Origin of the sequence: Pseudomonas sp. CFBP 13727 (assembly GCF_014841915.1) — a bacterium.
In the GTDB taxonomy this organism is placed as follows: Bacteria; Pseudomonadota; Gammaproteobacteria; order Pseudomonadales; family Pseudomonadaceae; genus Aquipseudomonas; species Aquipseudomonas baltica.
Genome location: NZ_JACYUT010000005.1, coordinates 273,108 through 290,302 on the forward strand (window position 1 = coordinate 273,108; position 17,195 = coordinate 290,302).

Here is a 17,195-nt window from a genome sequence, read left to right on the forward strand (position 1 = left end):
CGATCAGGCGACGGCGCCAACGCGCCATCCTGATCTTTGCCCCAAGGTCCGAGCTCTGGCGAGCCCGAACGGCATTCATGCCGGCTGCATGCCGATGAACTGCGCCAGCTCGGGCGTGCGCGGATTGACGAACAATTCCTTGGGATCGCCCACCTCGTGCACCTTGCCATGGTGCATGAACACCAGCTTGTCGCCGACCTCGCGGGCGAAGCGCATTTCGTGGGTGACCATGATCAGGGTCATGCCGTCTTCGGCCAGCTTGCGCACCACGCTGAGCACCTCGTTGACCAGCTCCGGGTCCAGCGCCGAGGTGATCTCGTCGCACAGCAGCACCTTGGGCGACATGGCCAGTGCGCGGGCGATCGCCACGCGCTGTTGCTGGCCGCCGGACAGACGTTCGGGGAACGCATCGAACTTCTCGCCCAGGCCGACCCGTTCGAGCATCTCGCGAGCCAGTTCGCGGGCGCGAGCCTTGGGCACTTTCTGCACCACCTGAGGGGCCAGCATCACGTTTTCGCCCACGCTCAGGTGCGGGAACAGGTTGAACTGCTGGAACACCATGCCGACCTTCTGGCGCAGGCTGCGCAAGTCGGCGCGCGCCGCATCCAGGTATTCACCGTCGACTTCGATGACGCCGTCGTTGATCGATTCCAGGCCGTTCAGGGTACGCAGCAAGGTGCTCTTGCCCGAGCCGCTGCGACCGATGATCGCGACCACCTGACCTTCGTCCACACTCAGGTCGATGCCCTTGAGCACATGATGATCGCCGTAGTACTTGTGCAGGGCGGAAATCCTAAGCAGCGGCATGCAGCCTCCTTTCCAGATAGCGGGCACTGAGCGACAGCGGGTAGCACAGGGCGAAGTAGCCCAGGGCGACGAAGCCGTAGACCATGAAGGGTTCGAAGGTGGCGTTGGCCAGCATGCTGCCGGTCTTGGTCAGCTCGGTGAAGCCGATGATCGAGGTCACCGCGGTGCCCTTGACCACTTGCACCGAGAAGCCCACGGTCGGCGCCACGGCAATGCGCAAGGCCTGGGGCAGGATCACGTGGCGCAGCTGCTCGTTGCGGGTAAGCGCCAGGCTGGCGGAGGCTTCCCACTGGCCGTTGCCGATGGACTCCACGCAGCCGCGCCAGATCTCGGCCAGATAGGCGCTGGTGAACAGCGTCAGGGCCAGGGCGGCGGCCACCCAGGGCGAGATGTCCACGCCCATCAGCGCCACGCCGAAGAACACCAGAAACAGCTGCATCAACAGAGGCGTGCCCTGGAACACTTCGATATAGCAGCGTGCCAGCGTGCGCAGCGGATGCGTGGGCGAGATGCGCAGGGTCATCACCAGCAAGCCGATCAAACCACCGCCAATGAACGCCACCAGGCTCAAGGCCAGGGTCCATTGCAGGCCGATGAGCAGGTTGCGCACGATGTCCCACAGGGTGAAATCCATCAGCTGTTCCTCATGATGAAACGCCGACCCAGCCAGTTCAACAGCATGCGGATCAGGATCGACATGACCAGGTACACCAGCGTGGTCAGCAGATACGTCTCGAAGGCGCGAAAATTGCGAGACTGGATGAAATTGGCGTAGAAGCTCAGCTCCTGCGTGGCGATCTGCGAGCACACCGCCGAACCCAGCATGACGATGATGATCTGGCTGCTCAGCGCCGGCCAGACCTTGGCCAGGGCCGGCTGGAGAACCACGTAGCGAAACGCCTCGAAGCGGCTCATGGCCAGGGCCGCAGAGGCTTCGAGCTGCCCCTTTGGCACGGCCTGGATGCCGGCGCGGATGATCTCGGTGGAATACGCCCCCAGGTTGACCACCATGGCAAGCACCGCGGCTTGCCACTCGCTGATCTGCACGCCCAGGCTGGGCAGGCCGAAGAAAATGAAGAACAGCTGGACCAGGAAGGGCGTGTTGCGGATGAGCTCCACGTAGACCCCGAAGAGGCCGGCGAACGGCTTGATCTGCCAGGCCCGCACGGCGCCGCCGACGATGCCCACGGCTACCCCGAGCAGCGCGCCGATGGCGGTGAGCTCAAGGGTGAACAGCGCACCCTTGAGCAGCAGGTCGGCCTGTGCGAGTACCGGGGCGAAAGCGAACTGATAGGCCATTGGGTGCGCTCGACAATCAGAGGTCGGCGGGCAGCGGCTGCTTCAGCCAGGTCTGCGCATTCTTTTCCAGGCTGCCGTCACTCTTGCCCACAGCGATGATCTGATTGACCTTGGCCAGCAGCTCGGGCTGTTGCTTGTTGATGCCCACGTACACCGGCGAGTCCTTGAGCTTGATCTTCAAGGCTGGAATGCGTTTAGGGTTTTTTTCCGAGATGGCCACCATCACCACGTTGCCGCTGGCGATCAGGTCGGTCTGGCCGGCGAGGTAGGCGGCGATGGTCGAGTTGTTGTCTTCGAAGCGCTTGATGGTGAGGCCTTCGGGCGCGACCTTGCTCAGCTCGATGTCTTCGATGGCGCCACGGGTCACGCTGATGGTCTTGCCCTTGAGGTCGTCCAGCGTGGCGATCGGCGCTTCCGGCGGGCCGAACACGGCCAGGTAGAACGGCGCGTAGGCACTGGAGAAATCGATGACCTGTTCACGCTCGGCATTCTTGCCCAGGCTGGAGATCACCAGGTCGACCTTGCCGGTGGTGAGGTAGGGAATGCGGTTGGTGGAGTTCACCGGAGTGAGCTGCAGCTTCACTTTGAGTTGGTCGGCGATCAGCTTGGCCGTGTCGATGTCCAGTCCGCGCGGTTGCATGTCGGGGCCGACCGAGCCGAACGGCGGGAAATCCTGCGGCACGGCAACGCGCAAGGTGCCGCGCTCGGTGATGTCGCTCAAGCCATCGGCATGGGCTGCCTGGCCCAGCATGAAACTGGCGACCAGGGCGGTGAACAGCAGGCTGCAGCGCGAAATCATGGCGATACTCCGATTGCGATCGAGTCGAGGTTGCCAGGGAGGTAGCACAGCGCGTGCCAGAATGGGGCAGGGGGCGTGCGCCGCGGCGTGGGATCGGGGTTCGAGCTGCCACGAGTGCTCTGTGCCGGACTGGCCGCGCACCGTTGCGGAGCGCACTGGCCAGTGCCTGCGGTCATTCCTGGTGCGCCGAGCGGGGTTCCATTGCCTGTATCACCGATGTTCATAGTGATGATCAATGATCATCGGCTTCCTGTAGCAGCGCTGTGCCGCTATGATGGGCCACGTTTTTCTTTCCGAATATGACCACGGAGACACTCCATGAGCAGCGACCTTATTAAGCACGTCAGCGACGCCAGCTTCGAAGCAGATGTACTCAAGGCTGACGGTGCTGTACTCGTCGACTACTGGGCCGAATGGTGTGGCCCGTGCAAGATGATCGCCCCGGTGCTCGACGAAATCGCCGAAACGTACAAGGGCAAGCTGACCGTCGCCAAGCTCAACATCGACGAGAATCAGGAAACCCCGGCCAAGCATGGCGTGCGCGGTATCCCGACGCTGATGCTGTTCAAGAACGGCAACGTCGAGGCGACCAAGGTCGGCGCGCTGTCCAAGTCGCAGTTGGCAGCCTTCCTGGACGCCAATATCTGATACCTGAAAGGCCCCGCATTCGTCGGGGCTTTTTTCTGGGCGCGATACTGGACGCCTACAAATCGAGGTGTTACATTCGGCCTCGCATTGGTTTCTCCTCTGCCCCCTGCAAGCCGTCGCCGACGCACTCCTACTCGAATCAGTACGCGATCCTGTCGCCTTCTCTGCGGCGCGGCCTCATTAAGCCCAAAGCTTAATTTCTCCCCTCCATACATGATTACGTCATTCCCTTATGAACCTGACTGAACTCAAGCAAAAGCCGATCACCGATCTGCTCGAAATGGCCGAACAGATGGGCATAGAAAATATGGCCCGTTCGCGCAAGCAGGATGTGATTTTCTCCCTGTTGAAGAAGCACGCCAAAAGCGGTGAGGAAATCTCCGGTGATGGCGTGCTGGAGATTCTCCAGGACGGCTTCGGCTTCCTGCGTTCGGCTGACGCCTCGTACCTGGCCGGCCCAGACGACATCTACGTCTCGCCCAGCCAGATCCGCCGCTTCAACCTGCGTACCGGCGACACCATCGTCGGCAAGATCCGTCCGCCCAAGGAAGGCGAGCGTTATTTCGCCCTGTTGAAAGTCGATACCATCAACTTCGACCGTCCGGAAAACGCGAAAAACAAGATTCTCTTCGAAAACCTCACGCCGCTGTTCCCTACGGTGCGCATGAAGATGGAAGCCGGCAACGGTTCCACCGAAGACCTCACCGGTCGTGTCATCGACCTGTGCGCACCGATCGGCAAGGGCCAGCGTGGCCTGATCGTCGCTCCGCCGAAAGCGGGCAAGACCATCATGCTGCAGAATATCGCGTCGAACATCACGCGCAACAACCCTGAATGCCACCTGATCGTCCTGCTGATCGACGAGCGTCCGGAAGAAGTCACCGAGATGCAGCGTACCGTGCGCGGCGAAGTGGTCGCCTCGACCTTCGACGAGCCGCCAACCCGCCACGTGCAAGTGGCCGAGATGGTGATCGAGAAGGCCAAGCGCCTGGTCGAGCACAAGAAGGATGTGGTCATCCTGCTCGACTCCATCACTCGCCTGGCGCGTGCCTACAACACCGTGATCCCGAGCTCCGGCAAGGTCCTGACCGGTGGTGTCGACGCCCATGCCCTGGAGAAGCCCAAGCGTTTCTTCGGTGCCGCGCGTAACATCGAGGAAGGCGGTTCGCTGACCATCATCGCCACCGCGCTGGTCGAAACCGGCTCGAAGATGGACGAAGTGATCTACGAAGAGTTCAAGGGTACCGGCAACATGGAACTGCCCCTGGACCGCAAGATCGCCGAGAAGCGCGTCTTCCCGGCCATCAACATCAACCGTTCCGGTACCCGTCGCGAAGAGCTGCTGACCGCCGACGACGAACTGCAGCGCATGTGGATCCTGCGCAAGCTGCTGCACCCGATGGACGAAGTGGCGGCCATCGAGTTCCTGATCGACAAGCTCAAGCAGACTAAGACCAACGACGAGTTCTTCCTGTCGATGAAACGCAAGTAAGCCCACCCGCTGCTTGATCCGAATGGCGCCCTTGCGGCGCCATTCGCATTTTCAACGTTGCATAACCATGCCAGACCCGTTCGGCCGACAAGGATTGTTATGACTCACCTAGCCTATCGACGTGACATCGACGGCTTGCGCGCCGTGGCGGTCATTGCCGTGGTGTTGTTCCACTTTGGTATTCCAGGTTTTGCCGGCGGGTTCGTCGGCGTTGACGTGTTCTTCGTCATCTCGGGTTATCTGATCACCTCGATCATCTGCCGCGAGCGTGCCTCCGGCCACTTCAGTTTTGTGGAGTTCTGGGTGCGCCGTGCGCGGCGGATCCTGCCCGCCCTGGTGGTGATGGTGGTGGCCTGTCTGATCGTTGGCTGGTTCCTGCTGGTGCCGCGTGACTATGAAGAGCTGGGGCGCTCGGCGCGCTACCAGGCCATGTTCATGTCCAATGTGCTGTTCGCCCGGCAGGACGGCTATTTCGATACCGATTCGGAGCTCAAGCCACTGCTGCACACCTGGTCGCTGGCGGTGGAAGAGCAGTTCTATATTCTCTTGCCGCTGTTGCTGGCCGTGCTCGGCCGGTCTGTGAAGGCATGGCGCAGAGGCTTGTTCGGCATTGCCCTGGCATCGTTTGCGGTGAGCGTCTGGCAGGTTCAGCAAGCCCCGGCGCAGGCATTCTTTCTATTGCCGGCGCGCGCGTGGGAACTGTTGGCCGGCAGCCTGCTGGCGGTGGCGCCGGTGTTCCAGCGCCCACTGACAGTGGCCGTGCGTCAGGGCGTGGCCACCGCCGGGATCGCTGCCGTGGGCGTGGCCATTGCCTGCTATGACTGGCGTACCGCGTTTCCCGGCATGGCGGCACTGCTGCCGGTGTTGGGCACGCTGGCGATCATCTGGTCCGGCGCCGGCCAGCCGACCTGGCTGTCACGGCTGCTGGGCACGCGGCCGATGGTGGCGGTGGGCTTGATCTCCTATTCCTGGTACCTGTGGCACTGGCCGGTGCACGTATTCGCCGACTATGCCGCCGTGGACGGTATCGCTGGGCACGAAAACCTTGCGCTGATCCTGGGCAGTCTGCTGCTTGGCTACCTGTCCTGGCGCTGGGTCGAAACGCCCCTGCGCGGTCGGCGCTGGCTGGCCCAGCCGCGTCAGGCGCTGTTGGCCGCATTGCTGGCCATGGTGGTGGTGGGCCTGGCGGGGCAATCCCTGCGCTGGAGCGATGGCGTACCGTCGCGGCTGTCGGCGCAGGCATTGGCCTACGCCGAGGCCGGCGAATGGCATGCCGGGCAGCGTGACTGCATGTTCGAGAAAACCACTGCGCCCGAACGCCTCATTTGTCACCTTGGACGCCAAAGCAAAGACGTGCTGCCACCGCTGATCTGGGGCGACAGCCATGCAGCCGCGCTGATGCCGGCACTGCGCGTGCACAGCGAGCGCACCGGGCAGGCACTCGATCTGGCCAGCTCGGCCGGCTGCGTGCCGGTCGCGGGGCTGGAGCGCAACGACCTGTGCCGGCAGTTCAATGCGCAGGTCCGGAGCGTGATCGCACAGGCGCCGCAGCGCGACGTGGTGCTGGTCGCGCGCTGGACGTTGTACCTGTATGGCGACGAGCATGGCGACCTGACCTATCGCTTGCCCGGTACCGATGCGCCGGTGCAGATGGCCGAGGCGCTCAAGCGCGAAGTCCGAGCCTTGCGCCAGGCGGGCAGCCGGGTCTGGCTGCTCGATGAAGTCCCTTTGCAGAACGCCAACGCACCTTACCGGCTGAGCCGCCTGGCCATGCTCCAGCGATCGACCGACGGCATCGGGCGCCCGCTGCTCGAACACCGACAGCGTCAGGCGTTCATGCAGGGGCTGTTCGCCGAGCTGGCGGCCAGTGATCCCCAGGTGCGCATCCTCGATACGACCCAGCTGTTCTGCGCCGATGGCATGACCTGCGTGGCCGAGTCTGACGGGCGTTCGCTGTACATGGACGACAACCACCTGGGTGACGACGCGGCCGGGTTCGTGGCGCCCTTGTTCGCCCCGCTGCTTGCGCCCGTAGACGCGCCAGCGCCTGGCAATTCCCATTAAAGCCCAGCCGGCGGCTGCCAGCGGCCGCCAGAGCAGGTAGGATGTACGCTTATTTTCTAACTGGCATGGTCGATGAAATTCAAGGATCTTCGGGATTTCGTGCAGCAGCTTGAGCAGCGCGGAGAGTTGAAACGCATTCAGGTGCCCATCTCGCCGGTGCTCGAAATGACCGAGGTGTGCGACCGCACGCTGCGTGCCAAGGGCCCGGCCCTGCTTTTCGAAAAGCCCACCGGCTTCGATATCCCGGTGCTCGGCAACCTGTTTGGCACGCCCGAGCGGGTGGCCATGGGCATGGGCGCCGAATCGGTGAGCGAGCTGCGCGAGATCGGCAAGCTGCTGGCGTTCCTCAAGGAGCCCGAGCCGCCCAAGGGCCTGCGCGATGCCTGGTCGAAACTGCCGATCTTCAAGAAGATCATCGCCATGGCCCCCAAGGTGGTGAAGGACGCGCCCTGCCAGGAAATCGTCCTGGAAGGCGACGACGTCGACCTTGGCATGCTGCCCGTGCAGCACTGCTGGCCGGGCGACGTGGCACCCCTGATCACCTGGGGCCTGACCGTCACCAAGGGGCCGAACAAGGAACGCCAGAACCTGGGTATCTACCGCCAGCAGGTGATCGGCCGCAACAAGGTCATCATGCGCTGGCTGAGCCATCGCGGTGGCGCCCTGGATTACCGCGAGTGGTGCGACAAGCACCCTGGCCAGCCGTTTCCCGTGGCCGTGGCCCTGGGTGCCGACCCTGCGACCATTCTGGGCGCGGTGACGCCGGTACCCGACAGCCTTTCCGAATACGCCTTCGCCGGGCTGCTGCGCGGCAACCGCACCGAGCTGGTGAAATGCCGCGGCAACGACCTGCAGGTGCCGGCCACTGCCGAGATTATCCTCGAAGGGGTGATTCATCCGGGCGAGATGGCCGACGAAGGGCCGTATGGCGACCATACCGGCTACTACAACGAAGTCGACAAGTTTCCAGTGTTCACGGTGCAGCGCATCACTCACCGGATCAAGCCGATCTACCACAGCACCTACACCGGCCGGCCACCCGATGAGCCGGCGATCCTGGGCGTGGCGCTGAACGAAGTGTTCGTGCCCATCCTGCAGAAGCAGTTTCCGGAAATCACCGACTTCTACCTGCCGCCCGAAGGCTGCTCGTACCGCATGGCGGTGGTGACCATGAAGAAGCAGTACCCGGGGCACGCCAAGCGGGTGATGCTCGGGGTGTGGTCGTTCCTGCGCCAGTTCATGTACACCAAGTTCGTCATCGTCACCGACGACGACATCAATGCCCGCGACTGGAACGACGTGATCTGGGCCATCACCACGCGCATGGACCCCAAGCGCGATACCGTGCTGATCGACAACACGCCGATCGACTACCTGGATTTCGCCTCGCCGGTGTCCGGCCTGGGCTCCAAGATGGGCCTGGACGCCACGCACAAGTGGCCGGGCGAGACTACGCGCGAATGGGGTCGGGTCATCGTCAAGGACGAGGCCGTGACCCGCCGCATCGATGAACTCTGGAATCAGTTGGGAATAGATTGATGCGTGTGACCTTGCAACCTTCGGGCGTGGTGCTGCAAACCCTGCCCGGTGAGCAGATCCTGGCGGCCGCGCAGCGTCTGGGCTATGACTGCCCGCAGAGCTGCCGCAATGGCAACTGCCATGTGTGCAGCGCGGTGCTGGTGGAAGGCAGTGTTCGCGAGGAGGGCGCGGTGATCGACCGCGGCGAGTTTCATACCTGCATCGCCGAGCCGCTGGAAGACTGCGTGATCCTCTGGGACGGCGTACTGGCCAAGGGCGAGCTGCCGGTGCGCAGCCTGGCCTGCCAGCTGATCGACTGCGTCGATATCGGCGGCGATGTGTGGCGCGTGCGCCTGCGTGCGCCGGCCGGCAAGCCGCCGCGCTACCATGCCGGGCAATACCTGATGATCGAGCGCGACAACGGCGAAAAGTCGGCCTTCTCCCTGGCCTCTGCACCCCACAGCGGGCGCGACCTGGAGCTGCACGTACTGGTCCGCGAAGCCAGTGCGCAGAGCTTGATCGAGCAGTTGCAGCGCAATGGCATGGCCCGTGTGCACATGCCCTATGGCGATACCCACCTGGCCGAGTTGCCGGATGGGCCGCTGGTGCTGATTGCTGCAGGTACCGGCATGGCGCAGATGAACAGCCTCATCGAGCACTGCCGTCGCGCAGGGTTCAAGCATCCGGTGCATCTGTACTGGGGTGTACGTCGCCCCGAGGATTTCTATGCGCTGGAGCATTGGGAGCAATGGAAGCAGTTGCCCAACCTGTTCCTGAACAAGGTAGTGAGCGACCTGTGCGGCTGGGAAGGGCGCTGCGGCATGCTGCATGAAGCGGTCTGCGAGGACATAGCCGACCTGACCGCCGTGCATGTCTATGGCAGCGGTTCACCGGCGATGATCTACGCCACGCTCGATGCCCTGGTGAATGCCGGGATGGATGCGCACCAGATGCGTGCCGACGTCTTTGCCTACGCGCCGCGGCCCGCCTGATTGCCACTGCCCCTGCGTCATTTCGTTGCCTGCTTCTGCTGTCGTGATGCCTGCGTCGAACCTGACGCAGTGGCATTGCTGTGAAATCGTGCACGTCGATGTGTCCGTGAGCCTGTTTGGTGCTTATAACTTATTTATTTGAAGTTGATTATAAGCGCTTGTATTTATTGATCTATCTGCCATACGGTAGGAACGCGGCAGTTGCAATGCGTTAGAGTTGGGCTTCATTGCAATCTTACGGGGATAACAGGCGACTGCTTATGTCGGTACTCGAAACTGCGCACTTGAATGTGGTCTATCCGCCGTCGCTCGATCTCGGGCCGCAATTGACCCACGAGCAACTTCTTCATTCGTTGGACACCACGATGCGACGCCATCGTGGCGGGCCGGTCTGGCTGTTCGCCTACGGCTCGCTCATCTGGCGGCCCGAATGCAGCGCTGCGGAGCGGCGCCGAGCGCGTGTGCATGGCTATCACCGGGGCCTGTACCTGTGGTCCCACGAACACCGTGGCACACCCGAGCGACCCGGCCTGGTGTTCGGTCTGGACCGAGGCGGCTCATGCGCCGGGTTCGCCTATCGCTTGCCTCAGGAAGATCTGGAGAGTTCGCTGCTGGCGCTGTGGAAGCGCGAGATGCCCTATCCCTCGTACCGCCCGCATTGGCTCAACTGCCGTCTCGAAGACGGCACCAAGGTGCAGGCGTTGGGGTTCGTATTGGAGCGGCATTTGCCCAGCTATGCCGGCAACCTGCCGGATAACCTGCTGACGCAGATTCTCGACAGTGCCAGCGGGCGATTTGGCAGCACCCGCGATTACGTCGAGCAAACCATCAGTGCCCTGCGCAATCACGCAATGCCGGACAAGAACCTGGAAGCCAGGCTCAAGCGTTGCCACCAGGGCAGCTGCACTCAAGCCTCGCAGCAATTCCTGCCCTGACGGCGCTTCACGCCTTGCGTCAGGCGTTACGCTGGGTGCTGGCCACCTGTTTGTGCCAGAGCGTGGGGATCAGGAAGACGATCGCCAACAGGCAGGCGCCGATCAGCAGGACGAAACCACCGTCCCAGCCGAAGTGGTCCACGGTGTAACCCATCGCCGCGCTGGCGGCGACCGAGCCGCCCAGGTAGCCGAACAGACCAGTGAAGCCCGCGGCGGTGCCGGCCGCTTTCTTGGGCGCCAGTTCCAGGGCCTGCAGGCCGATCAGCATGACCGGGCCGTAGATCAGGAAGCCGATCGAGACCAGTGCGATCATGTCCACGGTCGGGTTGCCGGGCGGGTTGAGCCAGTACACCAGGGTTGCCACGGTCACCAGCGCCATGAACACCACGCCGGTCAGCCCACGGTTGCCACGGAAGATCTTGTCCGACATCCAGCCGCACAGCAACGTGCCGGGAATACCGGCCCACTCATAGAAGAAATAGGCCCACGAGGTGGTGTCGACGGTGAAGTGCTTGGCTTCCTTGAGGTAGGTCGGCGCCCAGTCCAGTACGCCATAGCGCAGCAGATAGACGAACACGTTGGCCAAGGCGATGTACCAGAGCATCTTGTTGCGCAGCACGTACTTGACGAAGATTTCCTTGGCGCTGAATTCTTCTTCGTGGCTTGAATCGTAGCCTTCCGGGTAATCGTTCTTGTATTGCTCGATGGGCGGCAGGCCGACCGATTGCGGTGTGTCGCGCATGGTCGCAAAGGCAAACAGGGCCACCAGCAGGGCAACTGCGGCCGGTACGTAGAACGCCGCGTGCCAGTCGTTGAACAAGCCCATGCCGAGCAGGAACAGCGGGCCGATCAAGCCACCGCCGACGTTGTGCGCAACGTTCCACACCGACACCACGCCGCCGCGTTCCTTCTGCGACCACCAGTGCACCATGGTCCGGCCACTCGGCGGCCAGCCCATGCCTTGCGCCCAGCCGTTGATGAACAGCAGGATGAACATCATGGTGACGCTTGACGTTGCCCACGGCGCAAAGCCGAAGACGAACATCACGCCGGCGGAAACCAGCAACCCGAACGGCAGGAAGTAGCGCGGGTTGGAGCGGTCGGACACGATCCCCATGAGGAATTTGGACAGGCCATAGGAGATGGCGATGGCCGACATCGCCAAGCCCAATTGGCCTCGGGTATAGCCCTGTTCTTCGATCAGGTAAGGCATGGCCAGCGAGAAGTTCTTGCGCAGCAGGTAGTAACCGGCGTAACCGATGAATATCCCGGCGAAGATCTGCCAGCGAAGGCGACGGTAGGTGCTGTCTATCTTTTCATCGGGCAGGGCTGCACGATGCGGGGCGGGGCGGAAGAAGGCGAACATTCACAAGCTCCATTTATTGTTATTTGCTGCGGATTCGAATGTTACAGTTTCGTTACCGAAAATAAAACGACTTACCGCCCAGCGGAGTTTGCGAAAATGTTGCAATGCGAACTTAAGCGGTTCAGTTCTGTTCACCAACTCGCTTGACGCTTCTGCATAATCGTTTCAGCTCGGTGGATTCGAACGAGCTACTGAATCGCCCGTGCTGGCCGATACAGTCAGCACACGATCTTGCGGAGACATATGTGATGAAAGCCTGGGTATTCATAGGGCTGGCGTTGGCCCTGCCGACCGCCGTGATGGCCAACGAGGCAGCCAAAGAGGGCGAGAACGCAGCGCCCAAGGTTGCCTATATCGGCATGACCCCACCGTTCGTGGGCAACTACGCCTTGGACGGTGGCCCCAAGCTGCACGTGTACAAGGCGGACATCGCTTTGAAGGTCACCGGCGCGGAAGCGGAAGCTGCCGTGAAGCGCCAGGACCCGCTGCTGCGCAATCAATTGGTAGCACTGTTCGCACAGCAGACCGCCGAATCGATGGGCAACGTCGAAGCCAAGGAGAAACTGCGTCAGGAAGCCCTCAAGCAATTGCAGCAGGTGATGAACGACGAAGAGGGCAAGCCTATCGTCGAAGACCTGCTGTTCAATAACCTGATCGTGCAGTGAACTGATTGTTTTGCAGCAAGGCGGACAGAAGATTGCCATTGGCGTAGGCTGTCTCAAAATTACCGAGTTTTGAGACAGCGATGTTCAAGATCCCTCCCGCCGTTATCCGCGATCCGCTTCAACGCATTGCTCGGGATTGTCCGGAGCGCATAGCTGAGTACCTGGCTCTCAACGCACCCTTGGATGGCAAGGGCCGGTATCAGCATTTCGACAAGCTTCGTTTCCGCATTCCTGAAGGACTGAACCATGAACTGGTGTGGTCGCTGGTGAAGTTGGCGCGTGAACGGCAACTGAGCGACGTCGTTGTACTGGGTCAGCCTGCACATCAATGCCAACTGCTACTGACGCCAGCGATCCATGCCGCGACCTCCGAGACTGACCGGCACACTACGGGTGCTGCATTGGAGTGGATGAGCAACAAGATCGGTGAGCAGAAACATGTGACATACCTGCTCAACGACCTCATAGAAGACGAGGCCATCAGCAGTAGCCAGTTGGAGGGTGCATCGACCACGACCCAAGTGGCCAAGGACTTGCTCAAGCGTCAGCGAGGTCCGCGCACTCCAGATGAAAAGATGATTCTGGGCAATTATCGGATGATGCAGTTCGTGTGGGAGCATCGCACACGACCGCTGAGTGCTGATTTGATCGCCGAGATCCACCAAGTGGGTGTGGAGAACATCGACGACGAGCATTATCACCCAGGTGTGTTCCGCGTTAACGATGAGGTAGTGGTCCAGGACGGCGATGGCAATGTGGTGTATACACCACCGCCAGCACGCGGTCTGGAGTCGCGGCTGGAAGCCTTGGCCGAATGGGCCAACAGCAACCATGGTGAGTTCAGGACCAATCGTTACCTGCATCCGCTGATCAAGGCGATCGTCCTGCACTTTGCCATTGGCTATGAGCACCCTTTTCACGACGGCAATGGCCGGGTGGCCCGGTCATTGTTCTACTGGTTCATGTTCAAGCATGACTTCGCTGCCTTTCGTTACATAGCTATCAGCAAATTGCTCAAGGCCGCCCCTGTGCAGTACGGCAAGAGTTATCTCTATACCGAAACCGACGATATGGACCTGACGTATTTCGTCGACTACCAAAGTCGCACGATCATTCGCGGCATCGCGGATTTCAAAGAAGCCTACGAAAAAACGCTGGCCGATATGAACTCATTCAATCGCTTCCTGTTCGACAGTGGTTTGTATGCACAGCTGAGCGACAAGCAGAAAACCGTACTGCAGGTGGCTAGCAACGAGAAGGGGATGAAGTTCACGGCTGTGAACCTGAAAGAGAGCTTGGGCTGCTCGTACAACACGGCAGCTTCGGTACTCAACGGTCTTGTGGATTTAGGTTTGTTTCAGAAACGCAAGGATGGACGTGAGTGGGTGTTTTCTTTGGCGCAGACGGGGCTGCATCGTTAGACGCTGAAAAGGTTAAGTCTTGTGCACACAACGCGCTATGCAGGTACGCATGGCGCACTGCGGCTATGTGGAGCGAGGGCCAGAAGCGTAACGTCATGGCCAGTTCGACATAGCCTTCTATCGCAATCCCAGGACAATTTCCCACTGCTGTGCCGTTACCGGCATCACCGAAAGCCGGCTGCCTTTTTGTACCAGCGCAAGTTCGGCAAGCCCGCTCTGCTGCTTCAACAAGGCCAAGCCGAGCACGGGGTCGAAGGTTTCGACGTGGGCTACATCCACCGAAGTCCAGGGGTTCTTTTCGGTGCTGGCCTTGGGATCGAAGTAATGACTGTCCGGGTCCAGGGCAGTGGGGTCGGGATAGTCGCTCGCGACGATGCGACCAATGCCGGCGATGCCTGGCTCGGGGCAGCTGGAATGATAGAAGAAGAACTGGTCGCCAACGGCCATGGTGCGCATGAAGTTGCGTGCCTGATAGTTGCGTACGCCGTCCCAGCGCGTCTGGCCAAGCGTGGCTAGGCCCTGGATGGACAATTCGTCAGGCTCGGATTTCATCAGCCAATAGGCCATGGCGAGTGTTCCTCAATAATGTGAAATGGCCAGCTTTTGTGGGATTCAAGCGCACCCGACAATTGGTCGTGAACAACGTTTGCTTGTCTACCAAGCTTGCCCCAGAATGCGCGCAAATTTAAGCCCGACGCTGCTGCTCGGCACGCCAGAAAATCGTTCTGTCGATTCTTTAATTGCCTGTAGGGGGGCAACGTCGATGCGCCGTAAGCCGGACTTGTTGTGGACATTGGTGATTTTGTTGGGCTTGGGTATCGTCACCACTGGATACGCGCAGAGTCTGTGGGCGAGCAAGGCGGATACCGCTGCAGAGCTGATCGTGGTGCAGGCTTCGATGGTGCAGACTTCGATGGTACAAGGTTCGATGGCAAGTCCGCGGTAACGATGGCGCCTGTTCGCGGCCACTGACCGCTCCCGCAGGTTGGCCCCGCGGCGCAAGGCTCACCTCAGATACCAACCCTTGTCCGTCACCGTTCCCTGCAGCGGTATATCCCAACTGGCCTGCGCCAGGCGCTCCACCTTCTGACACTCATGGGCCAGCCCCAGCAGCACCGGAGCTTGCCAGGCCGTGCGGCGATTGCGGTAGGCCAGGCTGCGGTCGTAGAAGCCGCCGCCCATGCCCAGGCGCCCACCTTCGTCGTCGAACCCCACCAGCGGCAGCAGGATCAGGTCCAGTGCCCAGATGGTGCGCTGGCGTGCGCGCTGGATACGGGGTTCTGGAATGCCAAAGCGGTTGGGACGAAGCTTTTCGCCTCGGCGTACCTGCTGAAACACCATCCTGGTGCGCGGCCAATCGCTGAGCACCGGCAGGTAGGTGCGCTTACCGCGCCGTTGAGCTTCACGCAACAGAGGCCGCGGGTCTATCTCGCCGTCGTTGGGCAGGTACAGGGCAATGTGTCGGGCACGGCGAAACAGCGGATGCTGGGCCAGTTGTCGGTAGAGATCGCGAGCGGCCAGGCGCTGCTGTGCAGGGGTAAGGGCGCGACGCGCCGCACGTAGCTGGCGGCGCAGGGATTGACGAGGCTGTGTTTGACGAGGCAGCGGCGCGGATACGGTCATGGGCGCGGTCGATCCTGATCAAGGGCGCCGTTGGACAGTGCTGCCCGGCGACGAATGAAAAAGCCCACGCCAAGTGTTGCCGGCATGGGCTGGAAATTCAGGTACTCCCCGACGAACCGCTGTCGGTGTAGCCCTTGAACCCGAAAGTTCAAGGTGGAGATCACAGGAGGTTTTAAGGCTTTCCGTCGAGCGGACATGCACACCAACCCCACGTGCAACCCCCGTGGTTGTGCGTATCGGCTCAGGGACATGACCGACTGGCAAGCACTCCAGGGAGTGATGCCAGTATACAGAAAAGCTTTGCGGATTTCAGCCCTTGGGCGTTTCCGGATCGGTGGCAAGCACCAGGTCCACGCGTTCGAGCAGGTCGCGAACCTGCTCGCGAGTGGTGCCGTTGACCGACAGCTCCGGTGTGTCCTGGCGATGCAGCAGATCGTGAGTGATGTTCAGTGCGGCCATGACGGCAATGCGGTCGGCACCGATCACTTTGCCGCTGCTGCGGATCTCGCGCATCTTGCCGTCCAGGTAGCGTGCGGCGTTGACCAGATTGCTGCGCTCCTGCGGCGGGCAGATGATCGAGTATTCCTTGTCCAGGATCTGAACGGTGACGCTATTGCTTGAACTCATGAGTCTTGCTCCAGGGCCTTGAGGCGCGAAATCATGGACTCGACCTTACGCCGGGCGATTTCATTCTTTTCGATGAGATTTGCGCGTTCCTCGCGCCAGGTTTTTTCCTGCGCTAATAGGAGTCCGTTTTGTCGTTTTAGTTGCTCGACTCGTCCGATCAATGATTCGAGTCGGCTCATCAGCGCTTGCAGGTCGTTGTGTTCCATGGAGTCCCGGTGGGTACGGTTGGGAAATGTTGCCCGCCGATGAACTGGCGGGCCCGGTGAAGATGAACACGTAGTTGTCCGCGTCGATAGTCTGGCGCGGTTGCCGGTGCTAGGATACAAGGCCTTCATTCTAGTCATTGCGCCGTCTGGCGCCTAGTTGCCCATGCCTATTCAGAATTCTCCCTATCACGCCTTCGCCGCCCTGCTCACCAGCAGCGGCCACACCGTTTCGCCCGCCGAACTGCACGGGCTGTTGCTGGGTCGCAGTTGCGCCGGTGCCGGCTTCGAGATCGAGCCATGGCTGCTGGATGCCGCCGATCTGCTGGGTACACCGGCCGCAGACAACGTTCGCCAGGCGCTCATCGGCCTGCAGGAAATGGTCAAGGGCGAACTCACCAGCGACGACATGACCGTGGTGCTGCTGGTCCCCAGCGACGAATCGCCGTTGCCCGAGCGCGCCGCCGCGCTGGGCGAGTGGTGCCAGGGCTTCCTCGCCGGTTTCGGCCTGACCGCGCGCGACACGGCGCTGAGCACCGAAGCCATGGAAGTGCTGCAGGACCTGGCCGCCATCGCCCAGGTGCAGGATGCGCTGGAGGAGTCCGAAGACGGCGAGGCCGACTACATGGAAGTCATGGAATACCTGCGGGTAGCACCGCTGCTGCTCTACACCGAATCGGCCAAGCAACCGACCGCAGCCAGCGCCAAGCCGTCGCTGCATTGACCGGAGCCTTTG

19 protein-coding genes and 1 other RNA gene are annotated in these 17,195 nt (G+C 61.5%); 10 read left to right on the top strand and 10 right to left on the bottom strand.

Annotated elements, in window-relative coordinates:
- Positions 1–75 precede the first annotated feature (75 nt).
- Genes IFT76_RS16885 through IFT76_RS16900 form a run of 4 tightly spaced genes read right to left on the bottom strand, consistent with a single transcriptional unit; the run spans position 76 to position 2,905 of the window.
- The gene (locus IFT76_RS16885; protein ID WP_122479908.1) at positions 76–807 is read right to left on the bottom strand and encodes an amino acid ABC transporter ATP-binding protein; all 732 of its coding nucleotides are present in this window, start codon (positions 805–807) and stop codon (positions 76–78) included.
- Positions 794–1,444: an amino acid ABC transporter permease gene (locus IFT76_RS16890; RefSeq protein WP_185794800.1), complete on the bottom strand. Its 651-nt coding sequence runs from the start codon at positions 1,442–1,444 to the stop codon at positions 794–796. The genes IFT76_RS16885 and IFT76_RS16890 overlap by 14 nt, the downstream gene beginning before the upstream one ends.
- Positions 1,441–2,106 (bottom strand): amino acid ABC transporter permease, encoded by a 666-nt coding sequence (locus tag IFT76_RS16895; RefSeq protein ID WP_056844749.1) that lies wholly within the window; start codon positions 2,104–2,106, stop codon positions 1,441–1,443. Before IFT76_RS16895 ends, IFT76_RS16890 begins: the two co-directional genes overlap by 4 nt.
- Before the next feature lie 16 nt (positions 2,107–2,122).
- Positions 2,123–2,905, bottom strand: a complete 783-nt coding sequence (locus IFT76_RS16900) for a transporter substrate-binding domain-containing protein (RefSeq protein ID WP_192059398.1) — start codon at positions 2,903–2,905, stop codon at positions 2,123–2,125.
- Positions 2,906–3,223: 318 nt separating this feature from the next.
- Between IFT76_RS16900 and trxA the strand changes: the two genes are divergently transcribed.
- From trxA to IFT76_RS16930, 6 genes are all read left to right on the top strand, one after another.
- On the top strand, positions 3,224–3,553 hold the full coding sequence (gene trxA / locus IFT76_RS16905) for a thioredoxin TrxA (protein WP_043192254.1): 330 nt from the start codon (positions 3,224–3,226) through the stop codon (positions 3,551–3,553).
- Between the two features lie 232 nt (positions 3,554–3,785).
- The gene (rho, locus tag IFT76_RS16910) at positions 3,786–5,045 is read left to right on the top strand and encodes a transcription termination factor Rho (RefSeq protein ID WP_043192255.1); all 1,260 of its coding nucleotides are present in this window, start codon (positions 3,786–3,788) and stop codon (positions 5,043–5,045) included.
- Between the two features lie 99 nt (positions 5,046–5,144).
- Positions 5,145–7,109: an acyltransferase family protein gene (locus IFT76_RS16915; RefSeq protein ID WP_192059400.1), complete on the top strand. Its 1,965-nt coding sequence runs from the start codon at positions 5,145–5,147 to the stop codon at positions 7,107–7,109.
- Between the two features lie 72 nt (positions 7,110–7,181).
- The gene (gene ubiD / locus IFT76_RS16920; RefSeq protein WP_122479904.1) at positions 7,182–8,648 is read left to right on the top strand and encodes a 4-hydroxy-3-polyprenylbenzoate decarboxylase; all 1,467 of its coding nucleotides are present in this window, start codon (positions 7,182–7,184) and stop codon (positions 8,646–8,648) included.
- Complete coding sequence (locus IFT76_RS16925) at positions 8,648–9,619, top strand: CDP-6-deoxy-delta-3,4-glucoseen reductase (protein ID WP_192059402.1); 972 nt, start codon at positions 8,648–8,650, stop codon at positions 9,617–9,619. Before ubiD ends, IFT76_RS16925 begins: the two co-directional genes overlap by 1 nt.
- A 260-nt stretch (positions 9,620–9,879) precedes the next feature.
- Positions 9,880–10,554, top strand: coding sequence for a gamma-glutamylcyclotransferase (locus tag IFT76_RS16930; RefSeq protein ID WP_192059404.1), 675 nt, complete (start codon positions 9,880–9,882; stop codon positions 10,552–10,554).
- Between the two features lie 19 nt (positions 10,555–10,573).
- On the opposite strand, the gene glpT is transcribed toward IFT76_RS16930, so the two are convergent.
- Positions 10,574–11,920, bottom strand: coding sequence for a glycerol-3-phosphate transporter (glpT, locus tag IFT76_RS16935; RefSeq protein WP_122479901.1), 1,347 nt, complete (start codon positions 11,918–11,920; stop codon positions 10,574–10,576).
- A 248-nt stretch (positions 11,921–12,168) separates the two neighbouring features.
- Here glpT and IFT76_RS16940 point away from each other — a divergent pair, with 248 nt between their 5' ends.
- Complete coding sequence (locus tag IFT76_RS16940) at positions 12,169–12,585, top strand: flagellar basal body-associated protein FliL (protein WP_192059406.1); 417 nt, start codon at positions 12,169–12,171, stop codon at positions 12,583–12,585.
- An 80-nt stretch (positions 12,586–12,665) separates the two neighbouring features.
- Positions 12,666–14,006, top strand: coding sequence for a Fic family protein (locus tag IFT76_RS16945; protein WP_192059407.1), 1,341 nt, complete (start codon positions 12,666–12,668; stop codon positions 14,004–14,006).
- Between the two features lie 117 nt (positions 14,007–14,123).
- On the opposite strand, the gene IFT76_RS16950 is transcribed toward IFT76_RS16945, so the two are convergent.
- Positions 14,124–14,573 (bottom strand): EVE domain-containing protein, encoded by a 450-nt coding sequence (locus IFT76_RS16950; protein ID WP_192059409.1) that lies wholly within the window; start codon positions 14,571–14,573, stop codon positions 14,124–14,126.
- A 196-nt stretch (positions 14,574–14,769) separates the two neighbouring features.
- On the opposite strand from IFT76_RS16950, the gene IFT76_RS16955 reads away from it, so the two are divergent.
- Positions 14,770–14,952: a hypothetical protein gene (locus IFT76_RS16955; RefSeq protein ID WP_122479897.1), complete on the top strand. Its 183-nt coding sequence runs from the start codon at positions 14,770–14,772 to the stop codon at positions 14,950–14,952.
- Positions 14,953–15,011: 59 nt separating this feature from the next.
- Here the strand turns inward: IFT76_RS16955 and IFT76_RS16960 are convergent, their stop codons facing one another.
- The 4 genes from IFT76_RS16960 to IFT76_RS16975 all read right to left on the bottom strand — a co-directional run bounded on the left by IFT76_RS16960 (position 15,012) and on the right by IFT76_RS16975 (position 16,462).
- A complete protein-coding gene (locus IFT76_RS16960; protein WP_122479896.1) occupies positions 15,012–15,629 on the bottom strand; it encodes a 5-formyltetrahydrofolate cyclo-ligase in 618 nt (205 codons plus the stop codon).
- 101 nt (positions 15,630–15,730) lie between these two features.
- Positions 15,731–15,908: non-coding RNA, 6S RNA (ssrS, locus tag IFT76_RS16965), on the bottom strand.
- 30 nt (positions 15,909–15,938) lie between these two features.
- A complete protein-coding gene (locus IFT76_RS16970; protein WP_122479895.1) occupies positions 15,939–16,256 on the bottom strand; it encodes a cell division protein ZapA in 318 nt (105 codons plus the stop codon).
- Positions 16,253–16,462, bottom strand: coding sequence for a TIGR02449 family protein (locus IFT76_RS16975; protein ID WP_122479894.1), 210 nt, complete (start codon positions 16,460–16,462; stop codon positions 16,253–16,255). The genes IFT76_RS16970 and IFT76_RS16975 overlap by 4 nt, the downstream gene beginning before the upstream one ends.
- Positions 16,463–16,625: 163 nt before the next feature.
- On the opposite strand from IFT76_RS16975, the gene IFT76_RS16980 reads away from it, so the two are divergent.
- Positions 16,626–17,183, top strand: a complete 558-nt coding sequence (locus tag IFT76_RS16980; RefSeq protein ID WP_122479893.1) for a YecA/YgfB family protein — start codon at positions 16,626–16,628, stop codon at positions 17,181–17,183.
- The last annotated feature ends 12 nt before the right edge of the window (positions 17,184–17,195 follow it).

Excerpts from the sequence above, each read along its gene's own strand:
- IFT76_RS16885 (WP_122479908.1), bottom strand. The coding sequence starts at position 807 with ATGCCGCTGCTTAGGATTTCCGCCCTGCACAAGTACTACGGCGATCAT.
- IFT76_RS16895 (WP_056844749.1), bottom strand. The coding sequence starts at position 2,106 with ATGGCCTATCAGTTCGCTTTCGCCCCGGTACTCGCACAGGCCGACCTG.
- IFT76_RS16900 (WP_192059398.1), bottom strand. The coding sequence starts at position 2,905 with ATGATTTCGCGCTGCAGCCTGCTGTTCACCGCCCTGGTCGCCAGTTTC.
- trxA (WP_043192254.1), top strand. The coding sequence starts at position 3,224 with ATGAGCAGCGACCTTATTAAGCACGTCAGCGACGCCAGCTTCGAAGCA.
- rho (WP_043192255.1), top strand. The coding sequence starts at position 3,786 with ATGAACCTGACTGAACTCAAGCAAAAGCCGATCACCGATCTGCTCGAA.
- IFT76_RS16915 (WP_192059400.1), top strand. The coding sequence starts at position 5,145 with ATGACTCACCTAGCCTATCGACGTGACATCGACGGCTTGCGCGCCGTG.
- ubiD (WP_122479904.1), top strand. The coding sequence starts at position 7,182 with ATGAAATTCAAGGATCTTCGGGATTTCGTGCAGCAGCTTGAGCAGCGC.
- IFT76_RS16925 (WP_192059402.1), top strand. The coding sequence starts at position 8,648 with ATGCGTGTGACCTTGCAACCTTCGGGCGTGGTGCTGCAAACCCTGCCC.
- IFT76_RS16930 (WP_192059404.1), top strand. The coding sequence starts at position 9,880 with ATGTCGGTACTCGAAACTGCGCACTTGAATGTGGTCTATCCGCCGTCG.
- glpT (WP_122479901.1), bottom strand. The coding sequence starts at position 11,920 with ATGTTCGCCTTCTTCCGCCCCGCCCCGCATCGTGCAGCCCTGCCCGAT.
- IFT76_RS16940 (WP_192059406.1), top strand. The coding sequence starts at position 12,169 with ATGAAAGCCTGGGTATTCATAGGGCTGGCGTTGGCCCTGCCGACCGCC.
- IFT76_RS16945 (WP_192059407.1), top strand. The coding sequence starts at position 12,666 with ATGTTCAAGATCCCTCCCGCCGTTATCCGCGATCCGCTTCAACGCATT.
- IFT76_RS16950 (WP_192059409.1), bottom strand. The coding sequence starts at position 14,573 with ATGGCCTATTGGCTGATGAAATCCGAGCCTGACGAATTGTCCATCCAG.
- IFT76_RS16955 (WP_122479897.1), top strand. The coding sequence starts at position 14,770 with ATGCGCCGTAAGCCGGACTTGTTGTGGACATTGGTGATTTTGTTGGGC.
- IFT76_RS16960 (WP_122479896.1), bottom strand. The coding sequence starts at position 15,629 with ATGACCGTATCCGCGCCGCTGCCTCGTCAAACACAGCCTCGTCAATCC.
- IFT76_RS16970 (WP_122479895.1), bottom strand. The coding sequence starts at position 16,256 with ATGAGTTCAAGCAATAGCGTCACCGTTCAGATCCTGGACAAGGAATAC.
- IFT76_RS16975 (WP_122479894.1), bottom strand. The coding sequence starts at position 16,462 with ATGGAACACAACGACCTGCAAGCGCTGATGAGCCGACTCGAATCATTG.
- IFT76_RS16980 (WP_122479893.1), top strand. The coding sequence starts at position 16,626 with ATGCCTATTCAGAATTCTCCCTATCACGCCTTCGCCGCCCTGCTCACC.